Source organism: Bremerella cremea (genome assembly GCF_039541315.1).
In the GTDB taxonomy this organism is placed as follows: domain Bacteria; phylum Planctomycetota; class Planctomycetia; order Pirellulales; family Pirellulaceae; genus Bremerella; species Bremerella cremea.
Genome location: NZ_BAABFZ010000003.1, coordinates 150,069 through 166,549, shown reverse-complemented (window position 1 = coordinate 166,549; position 16,481 = coordinate 150,069). Strand labels below are relative to the sequence as shown.

The window sequence follows — 16,481 nt, the reverse complement described above, 5'->3', positions numbered from 1 at the left end:
ATCATGGAGGTAGAAAGTGAACCGCGAGTCCTCAGAGATGTTTGGTTCCGCTGATCAGAATTCAGATCTGTTATCTGACTTAGCGTGGATCCTTAAATCGAAAGGAAAGTTGCAGGATAATGTGTGGTCCATCCCCCTACATCTGGCGGACATGTCCTTGAAAGATCTAGGGCACGTTGATACGTCAATTCAGGAAGTTGTTGAGAAACAATGTTCACGTAGTGGGATAGAAGAAGATGTCATTTCCGTTTCTGACGAAGTTGTTTTGGAGTGGAGTTCCATTGCACTGGCTCTGTCTGGCGGGGGGCTAAGAGCAACTTTCTTTGAACTAGGTATATTGCTTTATCTTTCCATGGCCGACGAGCTCCGTAACATTCGGGCGATCGTTTCCGTGTCAGGTGGAAGCATTCTTTCGGCACATATGGCAATGAGATGGGAGGACGCGATAAAAGACAACAGCGGTTTTCAGGTTGTCGCATCGGAACTAGTAAGGTTTGCTCGAGGAGATATCCGAAACTCTTCTATGGTCCGTTGGCTGTGGTCGCGTCTGCTAGTCTTTTCATGGTTTATGCCCCGTTTTAGTCGCGTCTCTTTCCTAGAAGAGGAGTACTCGAAGCTCTTCGGTGAAAAAACAATGGGCGATATCCCGATCACACCGAAATTACCGTTTTTCGCCTTCGTTGCTACGGACACCAAGTTGCAGCATCGCGTTGCTATGACGAATCGTGAGATTTTTCGCTTTAAGTTCAACGGGAATATTATTGGGGATCCAATTCTTTCGAGTGGAACTAGGATGTCGACTGCTGTCGCTGCTTCATCTTGTTTTCCGCCTGTCTTCAATCGCATGCTGTTAAATTATAGCCATCTTGGACTGAGATTCGGGGAGTTTCCTGAAGAGCTGAATCTCATGGACGGTGGCGTCAGTGGAAACTTAGGGATTGAGGTACTGATTCACCTTTCAGGTCAACGGGTGATCGAGGCTCGTAGAATTCTTGTATGTATTGCGGAGTGTGGTTTAGCGGAGGAGCCAGGTAGTGGCCCTTTAGCCGCGCTCTTTGCTGAGGGCACTGCTCTTTCGGAGGCGGGGAAGACAGCAGCGAAGCAGTTGGGAAAGAGATCGAGATTGCTAGAATTTGAGAAGAGAACTCAAAATGGATTCGACCTGTCATTTCAAGCTGTTACTAAACTGACTGGTTATCGCACAGATCTTGACCAACCGAGTTGGGCAGAGTTGTATGCTCTCATTATCCACGGAGCTGCTGTCTGCGAGGCTTCATTGGGTGAGAGAGTTGTCGCCTCTCCATCTCCCAATGACATTAGTACCGCAGTTCGACAGATTATTCAGCAATCAGGTGGACCTAGCGACTTATGTGAACCCGAAGAAAGGGAGCTTCGTCAGTGCGGAAAAAGAGGCTTCGGAGTGATTCTTTGTCACATCGCGGCAATGCTTTGTGCGATCATCATTTTTACGTCGGTCACCTCTGAAATTACATCGTACATATACCCGCAATACTGGGGCTTGAGACCATTATCTGCCATTTACTGCCTGGTCGTTCCTGAACGCGTCATTGAAAGAGATGCACAAGCTTTGGCGACGGATGTCGCTGATTCCGCGTGCTCTCGCAATATGTCAGCGATAGAATCCGAAGTTGTCGATGGTGGACTGTCGAAAGTGAAAGTGGCTGTAGGGGAGAATTCGACTACTTCCAGAATTTACTTCCGAACGTCTGTTCATCCGGAATCTTGTGAGCACGCAATCAATTGTGAGTTTGTCTTTCGAGGGAACTTTGAAGCAGATTTGGTTCGTCAAAAAGGTCCGATTTGGATTGTTGGACGGATTACAAGGGTTACGGCAAACAGCCAATTGTTTGACGTCTATATTGAATTTGAAGAATGTTATGGCCGATCGGCGGAGGCTGAACGCATGGACTAGGGCCATCTTTAATACCGCGCGTATGTTATTTAGGCATTCCGCAATCGTTGGACGAGATCGTGCGGCTCATTCGAGAATCGTCCAGTGGCCGCCCTTTGCGGATCCTACACGGTTAATTAATTTTTCGTCCTTGAGTTGCCTAATCTGCTTTTCAATCGCGCTTACTGATCGACCGAGGCGTTCAGCAAGTTCGGGGATGGTAATCTCAGGGTCTTGTCGCATTCTGTCGACTATAGCCACAGCAGTCTTGCTGAGCTTTTTCCCCGTAGTTTTCCCCGTAGTTTTTGGCTCACCACTTGCCGCCGGATCTCCTCCCAGTCGCTCCAAAACCGCTTTAGGGTAGATGAACTCCGTCCGCTATTCGCCAGCGTCGTATTGGATGAGTGGGTCGGGAAAGCCTGCGGTGCGGCACTCGTCCATGATACGCTCGATTCCGCGACCCCACATTTCGATTTCGCCGGAGCGAAAGAACGTGTTCGCGATTTCGGGATTGAATGGCTTCGAGGAGTGCTGTTGCATCACCTTTTCTGGCGTCCAGTTTTCGGGGAGGTGACCGGGGTTCCAGATTGTCATGCGATCTTCGTACACCTTGATCTGGATCGGCGTGTGCGTGGCGTAGTCCTTGTGGATGATAGCGTTCAATATCGCCTCGCGTAACGCCTCAAACGGTACGGGATACGTTTCGACCCGCTGAATGCCTTCGTACGTAATTGCCGCCTTCATGTACTTGGCTCGGAGCATTCCCACCGTCTCAGTTGCCTGGGAAAAGAGATCCCCTTCGACCAGATCGTGATAGACGACATCGCTCGCGTTGCGAAAGAAACCGATCTTCACGTAAGCACCGGTAAAGAATTGTTGCGGGTCAGGGTGGAAGAGCAGCACGGCGGCACGGGTAAGGTATTTCCCTTCCACCAGCCGTAGTTTTTCCAGCAGGCTTTCCCGCGAGCCTTTTAGGTCGGCGGCCGTCATTCGCTCACTGAGCTTCGCCAGTTTCCTGAACGTGCTAAACGCATCTGCTGAGAGCTTGCGAACGGTAATGCCAGGCAGCGGTACGCTATCCCAGGTGCGGCCATATCTCCGCATCAGGAAGCGGTCGAGAGCCGCCCCTTTGAGTTCCTGTTTGGTGCTGCCGCTCCGAACATGGTATTCACCCTTGTAACTGATCGGGTTGGGATACGCCTCGACGTGGATCTCCACCAAATCCTTGCCCTCTTTCCGCACAAGGCGGACATCGGCCAGGATGCCCAGCACGTCTCGGATTTTGTTCGGCAGGTCTACCAGCAGCTTTTTGGCGTCCGCGATGCCGACCGGTTTCCCCTTGTCGCTCATGCCGATAATCAGCACGCCCCCCTTCGGCGTTGGCGAAACCACAAAGCCATTTGAGGTATTCGTCCCGCCAGGACTCTTTCCATTCGGTGTGCCGGTTTTCCGTCATTGCCTGTTGAAATCCTTCCGGTCAGAGCCACCCGAGTGTGGCAGCCAATGATCTATCGCAAGCGGTACACTTGTCAACTAACGATCACTGGTGGGGGCCTTTTCTGACACATCAGGCCACCGCGAACGATTTGGACAGATACCAACACATCCTGCCATAATGGCAGCCTACTTCTTAGTTATATCGAAGAGGACTGTTAGATTGGCAGTGCGATGTAAGTCAAAAATACCGGAAAAACTAGGTCTAGCCACCAAATTTTGGGGCAAACCTTTTGCTGGCACGAACCTTGCCTGTAGGAGGGGATTGCCAAGTCCCGGCATCGAGCTACGGGGCGACTTGAGGTGGGAACACTCATTTCTTTGTCATCATTTACGGAGATATAAATGCACCGGATGACTTTCTACCCGCTGGGTAATGCCGATTGTTGCCTGATTGATCTGGAGAATGAGAAGAAGATTCTCTTCGACTTCGGAGACCAAGGTGACCCAGACGACCTGTACGATAAGCGAATTGATCTCTGTGCGACTCTGCGAAAGAACATGGAAGATGCAGGGAAGGACACGTACGACGTAGTTGCAATCACGCATTTGGATGACGACCATACGTGCAAAGCCGACACGTTCTTCCATCTCGACTATGCAAAAAAGTATCAAGGCGAAGGTCGCTTCAAGATCGAAGTTCTTTGGGTGCCTGCTGGTGTCATTACGGAAACTCGAAATGGCTTAGGAGATGGTGCCAAAGCTCTACAGGCGGAAGCCCGCCATCGTCTTAAGAAGGGTTACGGCATTCGGGTCTTTTCTCGCCCTGCTGCCCTGAAGGACTGGCTGGAGGACAACGACCTTACCATTGAAGAGCGGGAACACCTGATCACGGATGCTGGAAACGTCGCCGAGGAACTTACCTTACTTGGTGATGGAATCGAATTCTTCGTACATAGCCCATTTGCCACACGACAGAACGGTGCCTTGTTCGACAGGAATCGTGACTCGCTCGTCATGCAGGCCACGTTCGAGATCGGCGGAGCGCAAACAAAGGCGATCCTGGGTTCGGATGCAGACCACAATGCCTGGACCGAAATTGTGGACATCACGAAATATCACAACCGTGAATACCGCCTCGAATGGGACATTTTTAAGCTGCCGCATCATTGCTCATATTTGTCCATTGGCCCCGAAAAAGGTGAAGACAAAACTGCCCCGGTTGAGAACGTCGAGTGGTTGTTCGAAACGAAGGGGAATGATCGCTGCATAATTGTTTCACCGAGTAAGCCGATCCCCGTGAAAGGAACTGATGAAGACGACGATCCGCAACCTCCTCATCGACAGGCGAAGAAGTACTACTGCGAAGAAGTAGTAAATCCAAAGGATGGCGAATGGAAGGTTACAATGGAACATCCGTCGAAAGGAAAGCCCGAGCCTATCGCGATCGAAATCGATTCCAATGGTGCAACGCTGAAGAAGGCTGCTGCGCTCGGCGCTGCTTCTCTCGTTTCACGGGATGCCCCCCGGGCAGGTTAAATGAGCGAAGAATTTGTCAAACTGAGCGGGGAGATTATCGAAGCTTCCAGCCTTCGGATTCCTCGCGCATTGGCACTCGCTGCGGTGGTCGAAAAGGGAACTCATCCCTACGTGAAACTTGTCGAGTGTAGACGCATTGAGGGGAAAGACATAGATGTCCTCGAAGCTGTCGTGTTTGATGTCGAGGTAGAGCGACCACAGCGAATCGCGAACGACATCAAGCGGGAGGAACGCATTGCCGTATCATTCACCGCTGGGGACGACTCAAGCCCGGTTGTAATGGCGATGCGGGAGGATTTTCCACGAGTCTCGCACACCAATGCAACCCGAAAGGGGCTGGCATGTGTTCTATGCATCTATGACCAAGCATGGTCGCATGTTGTGCTACGCTGGACGCCGGTCGCCTTTCTTGAACAGATTCGCAACTGGTTAACCGAGACGTCGAAGGGTACGTTACATCAAGATGACCAGCCCTTGGAAGCACTTTTGATGAATGTTGGGCCGACGCTCATTTTACCCGCCGACTTTTTTGCGGATGAAGCCGTTGGTAAGGTCCAGGAATTCTCGGTGTTCATTACGGCCAAGGACGACTTGCGAGTCTTGCTGGCCCTGAAAGGGCAAGAGGACGCCGGTGTTCCTATCCTTGCTTACTCGTTTCAAGCAAGTCCTCAGCATCAACACGCGATTCAATTCCCGCCCCAAAATCTCCGGGAACTCCACGACTTCCTAGTTCCGGCTGGGATCGACCTAATCCGAGAACTGCGCCAACGACTGTTCGATGCGGCTTCGACAGGGAATCGAGACAGGAGGCTACTACTCCTTGTAGCCGTTCCAATGGTTCGTGATGGCAACACGACTATTGAGGCGACCGACACCTGGGCCTTTCTCACTCCAATGACAATTCACGAGGTCGGAGTTGCTATTGACGTTTGGCCCGATTCTCACGGGTCTGGGTTGGTTCTACCTGGGCATCATGATGAAAATGCGAATGGTGAATCGATCCAGTTGGAGACTGTGCGCCCGCAATTCAGGTTGACGCGTGCGAGGGCAGCAGCTGCAAGTGGGGTTGTGCCGGACGCCCGAAATTGTGTCGCGATTGGTGCGGGATCGCTCGGTTCGCACGTAGTCAAATTGTTGGTTCAATCTGGATTCGGCAACTGGACGCTGGTCGATGAAGATAGGTTACTACCGCATAACATCGCCCGGCATACGTTGTACGATTCTTCTGTTGGCTTTCCGAAAGCCCAACGGTTGGGGGAACAGTTGTTGGAGGGGTATTACCCGGATGAGATTCAGGTCAAAAGTTTTGAGGCCGATATAATCCGCCCGGGTCCTGCGAAAGTCGAGATCGATAAACAACTCGTAGATTGTGACCTGATTGTCGATGTCGCGGCCTCCATTCCGGTGTCTCGCCATCTCTCACTAGACGTGACTAGTGACGCTCGACGTTTCTCCACTTTCATGAATCCTCAAGGCACGGACCTCGTCGTCATTGCTGAGGACGCCGAGAGGAGTATTCCGCTCGATTGCTTAGAAATGCAGTATTATCGCTTGCTTCTTGATGAGGACTCGTTAGCCGATCATCTGGCGAAACCTAATGGGCAGTTACCTTATGCGCGTTCTTGTAGGGACGTTACTTCTCAGATTCCAAATCACGCAGTTGCAATGCTAGGAGCTATTGCCTGCAAATCAATCAGAGATGTAAGTGAATCGCAGCAGGGCCTTATAAGCATTTGGAAGTCCGATTCCCAAACCTGCGAGGTCAAGCAGTTTGGTGTTGTTCCATCACCGATTCAGACTGAGCAATTAGGCCAATGGAGGCTCGTAATTGACGGCCACCTAGTTGCCAAGATTGCCGCAATGCGTAGGGGCAAGCTTCCGGTTGAAACCGGGGGTGTTCTCCTAGGGTCATATGATCTTGTCCGGAAGATACTTTATGTTGTTGACACGTTACCTTCGCCACCCGATAGCAAGGAGTGGCCGACTCTGTATATTCGGGGTAGCCGGGGACTTGAATCGAAACTCGAAGAGGTTCGGAGGAAAACCGACGGGCAACTTGAATACGTAGGCGAATGGCATTCGCACCCAGATGGATGCGCAGTTCGTCCGAGTGAAGATGACCTCAAGGTTTTCGCCTGGCTGACGGAACACATGAATGAAGCGGGCCTTCCGGCCTTGATGGCCATCGCAGGGGAGTTTGATGTTACTGCTTGGTTTCTAGGAGAGATGTTGCGAAGTGGTGGCTGGGAGACTGGGATTTAATTAGGCAGCGATAGTAGCTAGGGCAAACGTGAAAATTCCATTTTCGGTTTACGATTTCTTTGCGTTTCTTGCGACAGGCTTCGTATTGCTCTGCGCCGCAGATTATGCATTCGACTTCAATTGGATGCAGGCTGAGAAAGTTCCGCCGGGCGTGATCATCTTCCTCGTTGTTGCCAGTTACATCCTGGGGCACCTCGTTGCCCACCTGGCCAGTTTCCTAACCGAGCATGTCTTACTCCGGGGCTGTTTGGGATCACCTGAGGAGCACATTTTCAAGGAAAAGGCAGAGGGCTGGAGAGCCTACATCCTCACTAATTTCTTTAAGCCATTTCCACCCGAAACCCGGAAGCGAGTCCTTGAAAAGGCCCGAGGGGAAGGAATTGGGGGACCGGGTAGAGGTTTGTTTTATCATTGCTTTGCCACAGTAAAGCGAGATAAATCCACGTCGGAGCGGTTGGCGTCGTTCCTGACCGTTTACGGGTTTTGCCGAAACGTCTCGATGGCATGCCTGTTAGCAGGTGGAGTGCTTCTTTTCGCAGGACTAGTTGACGTTAACTGGAAGACGCTGACGGGCCTTCACACGGGTAAGCTCTGGTGGGCGTTGGGGGCATTCATCGTTGCGATTGGCTTATTTCTACGCTACCTAAAATACTTTCGGCATTACACGGATGAGGTTTTTCGTGACTATGCGGTGCTCCCATCGAAAGAGCCTCAACTCGCGGACACCAGTCCGCCAGCCTCTAGCGGTCAAAGTCAGGTAACGGTTGATCTACCTGAAGGCGAAACAGAGGCACCGGAGGCGGAACCGGTTTTGCCTAGTCCGTCGGATGAGTCAGAGTAGATTGTTTTTCTTCAAACCCAATGGAGGATTTAGTATGGGGCTGAGATGTCCAGAGTGTGGATCGTGGTACTCAACTGACAAGTCCACTTACAACCTTGGTCTTTCGGTAGGCGACGTTTGTAACAATCAGGCGATGACGGGACCACATCCTGAACGGTGTTCGCCAAGTCATCCTTGCACGGGAAAACTGGAGCCAGACGCCAAGGATGAAGCTTCTGAATCGGAGTTCCCCTAATCAATTACCGAGGTAAGGCCCCGCTGCCAGTAGTCTCAGCCTAATATGGGCATATCGGATATCCGAACAACTGGCACTAAAAGAAAGTGCCCGTTGCCGAAACCCTGTTCTTAGGCTGCGCGAAGCCTTTACTTCGGGGTAGTCTCGGGCTATCCTGCCATAAGTGGCGAAACTTTCGAGAAATCGGGGATTTAGCCTATTTCATTGTTGGCACCAAATCGGGCACTAAATACGGGAAAAAGAGGGCCAAAACGGGCCATTTTAGGGCAACGCGGCACTCTCTGAAGAATGAAGACAACCCTGGTTTTTACGGGGTTTTCTCTCTGAAAATGGCACGCAGAATTGCGACCCCCTGAGCTACGAGGGCAAATCGTTGAATGGTCTTGTTTTAGGTCATCTGCGGGGGCATTGGAAGGGGCGGAGTCGTTGTTTGTGGGGACGGGCTTCGGTGGCGTCATGTTCGCGGCCGAAAAGTCGTTCTCATGAAAAAAGCCCCGGCGGGTTGGCCGGGGCTTGAGGGGGTTCTCAATGCGGTGAACTTTACCGCTGCTTGGGGATTTCGATGTCGTGTGTGGCGTTCTGTTTGGGCAGATCGACCTCCAGTTCCATCGGGCTGAACAGTGGCTTGCCGAGCAGGTCCATGCCCCCTTCTCCGCTGGCGATTGGGACGCCGTCGTAGGCCTGGACCAGCAGGATATAGGGGCCGCCCGTGGTCCCTTTGCCAGCGAACGTTTCGTACTGGCCATCCTTAATTTCGGCCGTGACGCCTGGGCCTTGGTTCGACTTCTTCGAGTCAGGCGAAAACGTGATGCTGCCCCGAGGGATCGGCTTGCCGTTGTAAGTTATCTTGCCGGAAACCGAATAGACTCCGGAAGAGGTGCTTTGTCCGCAGCCAATGGTCGCGCCTAGCAACAGGATCACAGCAATCGAAAAAGCTTGAGAGGTGTAGCGAAACTTCATGGGGCAATCTTTCAGCGAAAACCCGGTCGCCGCGCTCGACCGGGAAATAGGAAACGTGACTAGTTGCTCAACGAAACCACGTTGCCGTCGTCGCGAATGGCCAGGTTCTGATAAATCGTCAGGTCCATCGTTTCGCTGAGGAAATGAACCGATCCGTCCCCCAGCAGAAACAAGCATCCGCCCGGGTGAAAGCTGCCGAACGTGCGCTGATGCAAACCTTGACCCAGCCCGCCAGGCACGCTGTAAGAACCGCCGGCGCTGTCGAAGGATGTGTCGTAGCGATCGCCGTGGCAATCACCACCGCAGGCATTGATGGCCAACTGGGCTGCTGACAAGACCCCGGTAACTGAGGAGCCACCGCCGCGATTGGTCGAAGCCCAGCCGAGCCAATGCGAGTCGCCACGACCGCCATCGAGCAACTGGTAACGGGTTTCGCCCACCAGGAACGTATTGGACGAACCATCGGTGATGCTGGCGAAATTCGTCTTCGAGTTCTGGAACAAGATGCCATTGATGTAGAAGCGGCGGCCGACATTGCTCGACTGGCAATTACCCTGGCTGCTGGCACCGCCACCCATCACGCCGTAATAGTTCGAGTGGTTCTTGTCGACCGAACTGCCTGGATACGAAGGGCACTGAAACGCTTCGACGCTCGCCTTCCAGACGTCGCGGTTGTTGCCGCTGGTCGGACCTTCCGCATTCGAGCAAACGAAGTCCGAGTTCAAGTCGACGCGATCGTACAAGTTGCCCAGTTCCAGAAATGGCAGGATTGAAACAGTCCACGGGCGACGCCGCGAGATGTTTGTGTTGCATGCGGTCGTTTCGCCGTCACCCATCAGGGCCCCTGCCGGGAACTGGCCGTAGGTGTCGTGGTGGTTATGAAGCGCCAGGCCGAGTTGCTTCAGCTTGTTGTTGCATTCGATACGCCGAGCCGCCTCGCGCGCTTGTTGCACGGCTGGCAATAACAACGCGATCAAAACGCCAATGATGGCGATGACCACCAGCAGTTCCACTAACGTAAACCCGGAACGTCGAAACGTAGGAAAAGACTTAGACATAGGGTCGCTCGCAAAGATGACGGATGATGAAAAGGAATCGCCATGGACTTCCCCAAGGAGGCGTCCGAGTCGCGAAAATCGACGAGATCAGGAAGAGTGCAAAATAGATAAGGCTTCATCGATTTCATGCAACGCGCAAGACGTTAGTGCGGCGCCGCAAAAAAACCAAGTGAATATAAAAATTATAGCGGCAGTGGTTCAAGATAAAAAAGAGGGAAACCTGAGAAAGTCGACTTGAGTGCGGCGACCCGAATGGTAGAGGGCTTGGAACTGAGCTCTTGAGAGTCCAGGTTTCTGCCATATCGCCGACGATTTCCGCTTCTTTGAAGTGGAAGCCCGTGCATGGCAAATGCCCGTCTGCAGTGCGGCTTTCCGCAGCAGGTGGGGGACTTTGATGAAAAAAGGCAACATCGCCGGCTGGGCGCTTTCGGCACCATTGTTTTGGGCTATATCCCTATGCCCCACCTCGAACGCCCAGCAGCAACCCGCTTGCCAGGCTCCTTCCTTGCCTACCTGAATCCGAATGAGGAGGAGGCTATGTCCTCGGTTCCTACCTACCGTCTGACGATGATGGCGATCTCGGCATTTGTCCTGTTATGGGCAGTGCTGATGCCTGCTTCCGGTGCCGAAGTTGAATGCGCGTACCCTGCCCTAGCCCGCGTGCGGATTGTCGCTCAGCATCCTGATGGAGTTCAGGTCGCGGCCAAGACATTGCCTGAGAGCACGTCGCCTGCGGCAAGCCAGACTGCCGACGATCCTCAGCCAGAGCAGTCGCAGGAAGAAGAATCAACTCTCTCGGTTTCCGTTACGGAAGAACCAAAAACGGAGCCCCCAAAGGAAGCCGCCGTCGAACCTGCCCCTGCGAACGAACCTACAACGCAGGCGACCCCACAGGAAAAGCCGGTTGTCGCCCCTGCCGTCGATGCGAAGGTTTCTCGGCCCGTGGCAAAAGAAACGACCGGTCGGCCTTTGACGCCTTCCGACGTCTATGCTGGACTCGAACTGATTCAGCGCAAATTGGACGTTTTGTCGACGAAGATGGAGCTCGACCGCGACGACTTGATTGAAATCAAAGCCCGCGAACAGCAAGTCAAGCCGATGCATATCTATCAATTGCATCTGACCTGCCTCGACCAGCTTCGGACGTTTGAACGCCAGCAGGGTGTCGTTGCCGTCCCACTGATCATCGCCAGCCCAGTCGATTACAAGCCCGGCGACGTTTATCAGTTGACTTCGCTGCTGGCCAATCGCCTCGATCAATTTGCAGCGGAAAAAGGCTATGGGCCACTCCCAAGCGACCTGCGGCCAGTGGATGGGAAAACGCCGACCGACGTTTACGAGATGATCGTGCCGGTCTTCTGTCGTCTCTTGGCCCTGAACAAGATTCAAAAGCTCACGCCGAACGACGTCTACGCCCAGATCATTCGTGCCCGCATCGATGCCCAGGCAATCGTATCGCATATGGCACAGCAGCACAGCGATTCCTTCACGGAGCAGCGTCACCTACAGGCTCGTGCTTTCGGCTTAAGTGGTGACGGCAATCATTTGCAGCTCGACAACTCGGCAATTCGAACTCCGCAAGATGCGTTCGATGCCTGTTTGAACGCTCGGGCCACGGTCAATCAAATCTGGAAGTCTCAAGGGCGGACAGGGATGCCTCTGCCGAAGCGTGCCATTGGCGAGAAGATTATTCCAGCCGACGTGTTCCTACAGACGCAGATCTTGATCGCAGAGCTGAACCTGCTGAAGTACACCACCGGCACGACGGCTCCGACTCCGCCAACCAACGTTTTCTCCGGTAAGACGCCGGCGAAAGTTTATAACGAAGCCTTCTGGGCCAGCTACATTCTCGAGGCACTTACGACCGAAGTCAGTGCCCCGTCGCAGCAAGCCAGTCGCGCGATTCGCCCCCGTTCCTAACGCTTGAATCACAGCTCAACGAAGGTGGATTGAGATATGTCTAGCAAATCGATGCGAATCGGAATCACGCAGAAGATCATCCTGGCCAATGTGGTCTTTCTGGTAGCGCTGGCAGCGACAACCTTGTTCCTGGTGTCGCGGTTGAATGGCTCGCACCAGGCTCTGGCGATGCAAAAAGAGGCTCTCCATCGACAACAACAAGTCGATCAGGTCTTCTCGAAATTCACTCAGCTTCGGTACTGGCTCGGCGAGTTTTCCCGCAATTGGGAGGATCGCGCACTGCAGAACTCTGAAGTGGCGGCTGGCGAATTGAACCAACTGTTGAGCGAACTCGATCAGGAATTGGCCCCTGGGGAAACTCCCCTTTCGCAGCGCGTTCAAGAATTTCAATCGGCGATGATCAAGTCGGTCGAGTTTCAGGTTGCCGGCGATCGCTTGCAGGCCAACCAGGTCGCGTACACGGCTGCTGCCCAAAGTCAGGCAATCGAAACCCAGTTGGAAGGTGCCATGGCTGCCTCGCAGCAACAAGCCGAGGCTTCGGCCTCCGCGGTCGCTGCGGTGAATAGCAGCGTCCACTGGGGGCTGATTTTATCGATGGTCGGGGTCTTCGGCCTATCGATGCTTTCCAGTTGGCTGACCGGTAAGTGGATCGGAAGCCGTGTCCGCCGCGTGGCTCACCAATTGAGCCAGATCGAAGACAACTTGACCCACCGAATCGAGGTCGATGGCAACGACGAAATCTGCGATCTGGCCGACCGCATGAACCTGTTTTTGGGAGACATGCAGCAGTTGATCCTCGGGGTGCAAAAACAAGCCAATACTGTCAATGGTTCTGCCACGACGTTGTTGAGCACGGCGACCGGATTGACGCAGTGTGCCAACGAAACGAATCAAGTCTCGAAGAGTACTTCGAGCACCGCCGAAGAACTTTCGGCGAGCATGAATTCAATTCGCAACTCTTCCGAAACGGTTGCCGAATCGGTGGAGCAAGTGGCCCAATCGATCCGGAATCTGTCGACCAGTTTCGACGATGTCGCCGTGAATGCTTCCAATGCACTGCGTGTCGTCGACGATGCCAATCAATTGGCCCTCGACAGCGGCAAAACGATTGACGAACTGGGACAAGGTGCCGAGGTGATCGGTAAGATCGTGAATCTGATTCGCGAGATCGCCGATCAGACGAATCTATTAGCATTGAACGCGACCATCGAGGCGGCTCGGGCTGGTGAAGCAGGCAAAGGCTTTGTGGTCGTGGCCAGCGAAATCAAGGAACTCGCCGGCCAGGTTACGGCCGCCACCGTCGAGATCTCGAACAACGCAACCGGTATCCGCACTTCCAGCCAGAAGGCAGTGCAAGAGATCGTCCGGATTCAAGAGGTGTTCTCCGAGGTGAAGTCGGTCTCGGTTTCGATTTCCGCCGCCGTCGATCAACAGAAGGAAACGATCGCCACGATCGATTCGGATGTGACTCGTTCTTCGGCGATGACGCACGAGATGGCTTCGGTCGCACGCGATACGATCGCTGCCGTCGAGGACCTGGCACGCAACATCGTCGCCACCGAAAACGCCGCCAAGCGAACCGCTGACGGCGCCCTCGATACCCAAGCCTGCGGAGATTCGCTGGTGCTGACTGCTCAAGAGCTTCTGTCGAACGTGGCCAAGTTCCAGGTGAGCGAAACGCCAAAAGCCATGGCAACCCGAGCGGTATCGCCACAGAAAAGCTTTCAGCCTGCCCAACAGCCTTGTCTGGCCTGAGAAGCCAAAAGCGTCTTCAAGCAATTTTCATGAAAGAGCCGGCACGAAATGGTGGCCGGCTCTTGCTATTGCTGGGCAAAGCATTTGACCATCCGCCGGCAGGCGGGTGAAGGCCCCGAGAAGTTCCGACTGAACCTTGCAGTCGGCGCAAAAGAAAAGCCATCAACAACTTACGTTGACGGCTTTTGCTTAGAGCGGAGGGCACGAGACTCGAACTCGCAACCCCTGACGGGGCATCACATTTCCAATGTGACCGCTAACCATTCGCTTACCCTCCAGCAGATACACCGTGAAGCATCCCATAAAGGGAAGCCTGACGGGGGCTCTAGGTTCACGGTGCATCTTACTTGATCGACTGATTTTAGAAAATAGCGGCAGAGGAAATTGACCGCAATGGGGGCCCTTTTCGCGTATGATGGTCGGGCAAGTCCTGATCTTGTGGAGAACTCCTCTTGCGAAACCGATCTTAGCCAGACCATGACCGAGCCCTCTCGCGATCCCAATCCGTTTCAATCGCCCCAATCCGAAGGGGAAATCGCGGCAGTCGATGGTCGCCGGTCATACGCCATCTTTTACCTATCGGTGGTACTGACGATCGCAGTGATCACGTTGCTGCTCTTCCTGGTGCCGGGCGTGGCGGTTCTCGTGGCGTTGGTGTTGGTACCGGCAAATATCCGCTTCTTCCTGAGGCTAGGCCGCGATGCCGAGTATTCCGGACAATGGCCAACCATTGGGCATCAGCTTGGGCTAGTGATCCTTTCGGTCTTGATGACCGTCCCCGTCGTGATTGCTGCTGGCATCGCGTTTTATGCGGTCTGTTTCGGCGGCGCCTTGATTGCTACGGCTACCCTTCCCAAGTCCGACGACTACGGCATCGGAACGGCCTTGATTGGTGGCGTGCCTTTGGGGTTGGCGGCTGGGATCACCATGATTGTGGTTTGTTATCGATATACGATGAAAGTAATTCCGGACAGACCGCGCCGACGTGTCGATAAGGAAGAGGATGTCGAGTAACGTTCGCTTCGCCTGGTCTGCCAAGAAAGACACGACCTCATGAACAGTTCGTCGGATGTGTCGAAGGATGTCGAGGATCGGCAATGGTTCATTGTCCGGCGCTGGCAGGCCTATGCCGGCGAGCTTCGGGCGTTGGTGATTCGAGCCGTCTCGGTCGTGGTGCTGTATGGCTTCCATCTGGCCTCCCACTTCGGAGAGTCGCCGGAAGTTCGAGAAACCTTCGCAGAGATGCATCGTCGGCTCACCATTATTTCGGTGCTGATGCTGGTGGTCTCGCTGCTGACCCTGCTTTTGATTTTGAAGCGGGTGCTGCCTGGCTGGCTTGCGTTCCTGACGACTGCAGTTGATCTGCTGGCCGTCACGGCCGTCATCGCGTCGACCGGTGGCCCGATGCGATCGGCGCTGCTGGGCGGCTTCTTTCTCGTGGTCGCGATGGCAGGCCTCCGTTTCGATTTGCGGCTGGTCTGGTTCGCTACCTTGGGAAGCATGGCTGGGTTCATGGCCGCCGTTGGGATGCAGGACCCAAGCTGGTTCGATGCCGATCATGTTGTACCGGTGATCTATCAGCAAGGCGTGCTCGTCTGCCTGGCCGCGACCGGACTGGTCATCGGACAGATGGTGCGACTGAGTCGGCCGCTGGCTGAAGAATTCCATGCACGCGTCGAACGTGCCGAGGCAAAGGAGACCACCTGATGCGTTCCGATTTGCCTCATGTGACTTGTCCCGAGTGTGGTGCAGAGAACAACTCGTTCGCCAACAACTGCTGGATCTGCCGACATCCGCTGCATCAGAATGACGAACTAATCGAGAGAGAATTGCTGGCACCACCTCCGATGCCGGCGACGCGTCGACCTTGGGTACCAAACCTGGCATTGGCTCTGTTGATCGTCGCGACCTGTTTGGTTGCGCTGGGGGTGTCGTCGGATAGTGCCGGAGCGTTGATAACCTTCGCCATCTTTGTGCTGCCGATTGCGGTGGCCTGTGGCGTCGTGATTTACCAGGGCTCGCAAAGTGAAAACAAAGCTTTCCGGACGATCTCCGAGATCTTCTCGACGTTGATCGTCACGGTGGGGGCGATGATCTTGCTGGGTATCGCTGGGATTATCGCACTGTTTGCGTTCTGCTTGATGCTATTCACTGGGCTGGCTGGGAGATAAATCATGGAACCGTTCGAAGGTGGTCCTGGGGAGGATGGGTCGCTCGACCCCGATCAAGAAACTCGGATTGATCCACCCTTGTATGCCAGATTCCCTGTGGGTGTTGGCATTTGCGGGGCGCTGATGATTGTCGGGCTCATCGCATTCTCAAGCACAATTCGACCGGTTCGGTTGGGAATCGTCCTGTTGCTAACGCCAGTCTTGCTGCTGAATTTGTGGTGGCTGGTCGTCTATAGCCGTCGCATCCATACGCCGGCAGGCAGAATGATTTCAGGGCTGGCTAGTTTTGGCGTAGCGGCTGGAATGTTGGGGCTAGTCGTCATGGCGTTTGTCATTGCCTTATTCTACTGCGCGTCGCAGTACCAATCGCTTTGATTGGCTTTAAGCCTGGGAC

At 53.9% G+C, this 16,481-nt stretch carries 14 protein-coding genes and 1 tRNA gene; 10 read left to right on the top strand and 5 right to left on the bottom strand.

Going from position 1 to position 16,481, the window contains the following annotated elements; genetic code table 11:
* Positions 1–16 precede the first annotated feature (16 nt).
* Positions 17–1,933 (top strand): patatin-like phospholipase family protein, encoded by a 1,917-nt coding sequence (locus ABD890_RS02915; RefSeq protein ID WP_345085701.1) that lies wholly within the window; start codon positions 17–19, stop codon positions 1,931–1,933.
* Between the two features lie 66 nt (positions 1,934–1,999).
* On the opposite strand, the gene ABD890_RS25490 is transcribed toward ABD890_RS02915, so the two are convergent.
* Entirely contained in the window at positions 2,000–2,260 is a 261-nt protein-coding gene (locus tag ABD890_RS25490; RefSeq protein WP_444542282.1) for a winged helix-turn-helix transcriptional regulator, read from the bottom strand.
* 30 nt (positions 2,261–2,290) lie between these two features.
* Positions 2,291–3,304 (bottom strand): ATP-binding protein, encoded by a 1,014-nt coding sequence (locus ABD890_RS02910; RefSeq protein ID WP_345085699.1) that lies wholly within the window; start codon positions 3,302–3,304, stop codon positions 2,291–2,293.
* Between the two features lie 447 nt (positions 3,305–3,751).
* On the opposite strand from ABD890_RS02910, the gene mblB reads away from it, so the two are divergent.
* Genes mblB through ABD890_RS02895 form a run of 3 tightly spaced genes read left to right on the top strand, consistent with a single transcriptional unit; the run spans position 3,752 to position 7,988 of the window.
* Positions 3,752–4,885, top strand: a complete 1,134-nt coding sequence (mblB, locus tag ABD890_RS02905) for an anti-phage 6A-MBL system MBL-fold protein (protein ID WP_345085697.1) — start codon at positions 3,752–3,754, stop codon at positions 4,883–4,885.
* Positions 4,886–7,147: an anti-phage 6A-MBL system cap2_3 protein gene (gene cap2-3 / locus ABD890_RS02900; protein WP_345085695.1), complete on the top strand. Its 2,262-nt coding sequence runs from the start codon at positions 4,886–4,888 to the stop codon at positions 7,145–7,147.
* Positions 7,148–7,175: 28 nt separating this feature from the next.
* Positions 7,176–7,988 carry a hypothetical protein gene (locus tag ABD890_RS02895; protein WP_345085693.1) on the top strand — a complete coding sequence of 271 codons (813 nt, stop codon included), beginning with the start codon at positions 7,176–7,178 and terminating at the stop codon, positions 7,986–7,988.
* A gap of 775 nt (positions 7,989–8,763) precedes the next feature.
* Here the strand turns inward: ABD890_RS02895 and ABD890_RS02890 are convergent.
* Both ABD890_RS02890 and ABD890_RS02885 read right to left on the bottom strand, forming a co-directional pair.
* Complete coding sequence (locus tag ABD890_RS02890) at positions 8,764–9,183, bottom strand: hypothetical protein (RefSeq protein ID WP_345085691.1); 420 nt, start codon at positions 9,181–9,183, stop codon at positions 8,764–8,766.
* Positions 9,184–9,242: 59 nt separating this feature from the next.
* Positions 9,243–10,241: a DUF1559 family PulG-like putative transporter gene (locus tag ABD890_RS02885; protein ID WP_345085689.1), complete on the bottom strand. Its 999-nt coding sequence runs from the start codon at positions 10,239–10,241 to the stop codon at positions 9,243–9,245.
* 537 nt (positions 10,242–10,778) lie between these two features.
* Between ABD890_RS02885 and ABD890_RS02880 the strand changes: the two genes are divergently transcribed.
* Positions 10,779–12,161, top strand: coding sequence for a hypothetical protein (locus ABD890_RS02880; RefSeq protein ID WP_345085687.1), 1,383 nt, complete (start codon positions 10,779–10,781; stop codon positions 12,159–12,161).
* Between the two features lie 36 nt (positions 12,162–12,197).
* Positions 12,198–13,916, top strand: a complete 1,719-nt coding sequence (locus tag ABD890_RS02875; RefSeq protein WP_345085685.1) for a methyl-accepting chemotaxis protein — start codon at positions 12,198–12,200, stop codon at positions 13,914–13,916.
* 195 nt (positions 13,917–14,111) lie between these two features.
* Here ABD890_RS02875 and ABD890_RS02870 read toward each other — a convergent pair.
* Positions 14,112–14,193 (bottom strand) — tRNA-Ser (locus ABD890_RS02870).
* Positions 14,194–14,393: 200 nt separating this feature from the next.
* On the opposite strand from ABD890_RS02870, the gene ABD890_RS02865 reads away from it, so the two are divergent.
* Genes ABD890_RS02865 through ABD890_RS02850 form a run of 4 tightly spaced genes read left to right on the top strand, consistent with a single transcriptional unit; the run spans position 14,394 to position 16,462 of the window.
* Positions 14,394–14,930, top strand: a complete 537-nt coding sequence (locus tag ABD890_RS02865; RefSeq protein WP_345085683.1) for a hypothetical protein — start codon at positions 14,394–14,396, stop codon at positions 14,928–14,930.
* A gap of 39 nt (positions 14,931–14,969) precedes the next feature.
* Positions 14,970–15,623, top strand: a complete 654-nt coding sequence (locus tag ABD890_RS02860) for a hypothetical protein (protein WP_345085681.1) — start codon at positions 14,970–14,972, stop codon at positions 15,621–15,623.
* On the top strand, positions 15,623–16,087 hold the full coding sequence (locus ABD890_RS02855) for a hypothetical protein (protein WP_345085679.1): 465 nt from the start codon (positions 15,623–15,625) through the stop codon (positions 16,085–16,087). Before ABD890_RS02860 ends, ABD890_RS02855 begins: the two co-directional genes overlap by 1 nt.
* 3 nt (positions 16,088–16,090) lie before the next feature.
* The gene (locus tag ABD890_RS02850) at positions 16,091–16,462 is read left to right on the top strand and encodes a hypothetical protein (RefSeq protein WP_345085677.1); all 372 of its coding nucleotides are present in this window, start codon (positions 16,091–16,093) and stop codon (positions 16,460–16,462) included.
* Positions 16,463–16,481 lie beyond the last annotated feature (19 nt).

Bases quoted from the DNA above. Each gene is read 5' to 3' on its own strand.
- mblB (WP_345085697.1), top strand. From the start codon at position 3,752: ATGCACCGGATGACTTTCTACCCGCTGGGTAATGCCGATTGTTGCCTG.
- cap2-3 (WP_345085695.1), top strand. From the start codon at position 4,886: ATGAGCGAAGAATTTGTCAAACTGAGCGGGGAGATTATCGAAGCTTCC.
- ABD890_RS02890 (WP_345085691.1), bottom strand. From the start codon at position 9,183: ATGAAGTTTCGCTACACCTCTCAAGCTTTTTCGATTGCTGTGATCCTG.
- ABD890_RS02885 (WP_345085689.1), bottom strand. From the start codon at position 10,241: ATGTCTAAGTCTTTTCCTACGTTTCGACGTTCCGGGTTTACGTTAGTG.
- ABD890_RS02880 (WP_345085687.1), top strand. From the start codon at position 10,779: ATGTCCTCGGTTCCTACCTACCGTCTGACGATGATGGCGATCTCGGCA.
- ABD890_RS02875 (WP_345085685.1), top strand. From the start codon at position 12,198: ATGTCTAGCAAATCGATGCGAATCGGAATCACGCAGAAGATCATCCTG.
- ABD890_RS02865 (WP_345085683.1), top strand. From the start codon at position 14,394: ATGACCGAGCCCTCTCGCGATCCCAATCCGTTTCAATCGCCCCAATCC.
- ABD890_RS02860 (WP_345085681.1), top strand. From the start codon at position 14,970: ATGAACAGTTCGTCGGATGTGTCGAAGGATGTCGAGGATCGGCAATGG.
- ABD890_RS02855 (WP_345085679.1), top strand. From the start codon at position 15,623: ATGCGTTCCGATTTGCCTCATGTGACTTGTCCCGAGTGTGGTGCAGAG.
- ABD890_RS02850 (WP_345085677.1), top strand. From the start codon at position 16,091: ATGGAACCGTTCGAAGGTGGTCCTGGGGAGGATGGGTCGCTCGACCCC.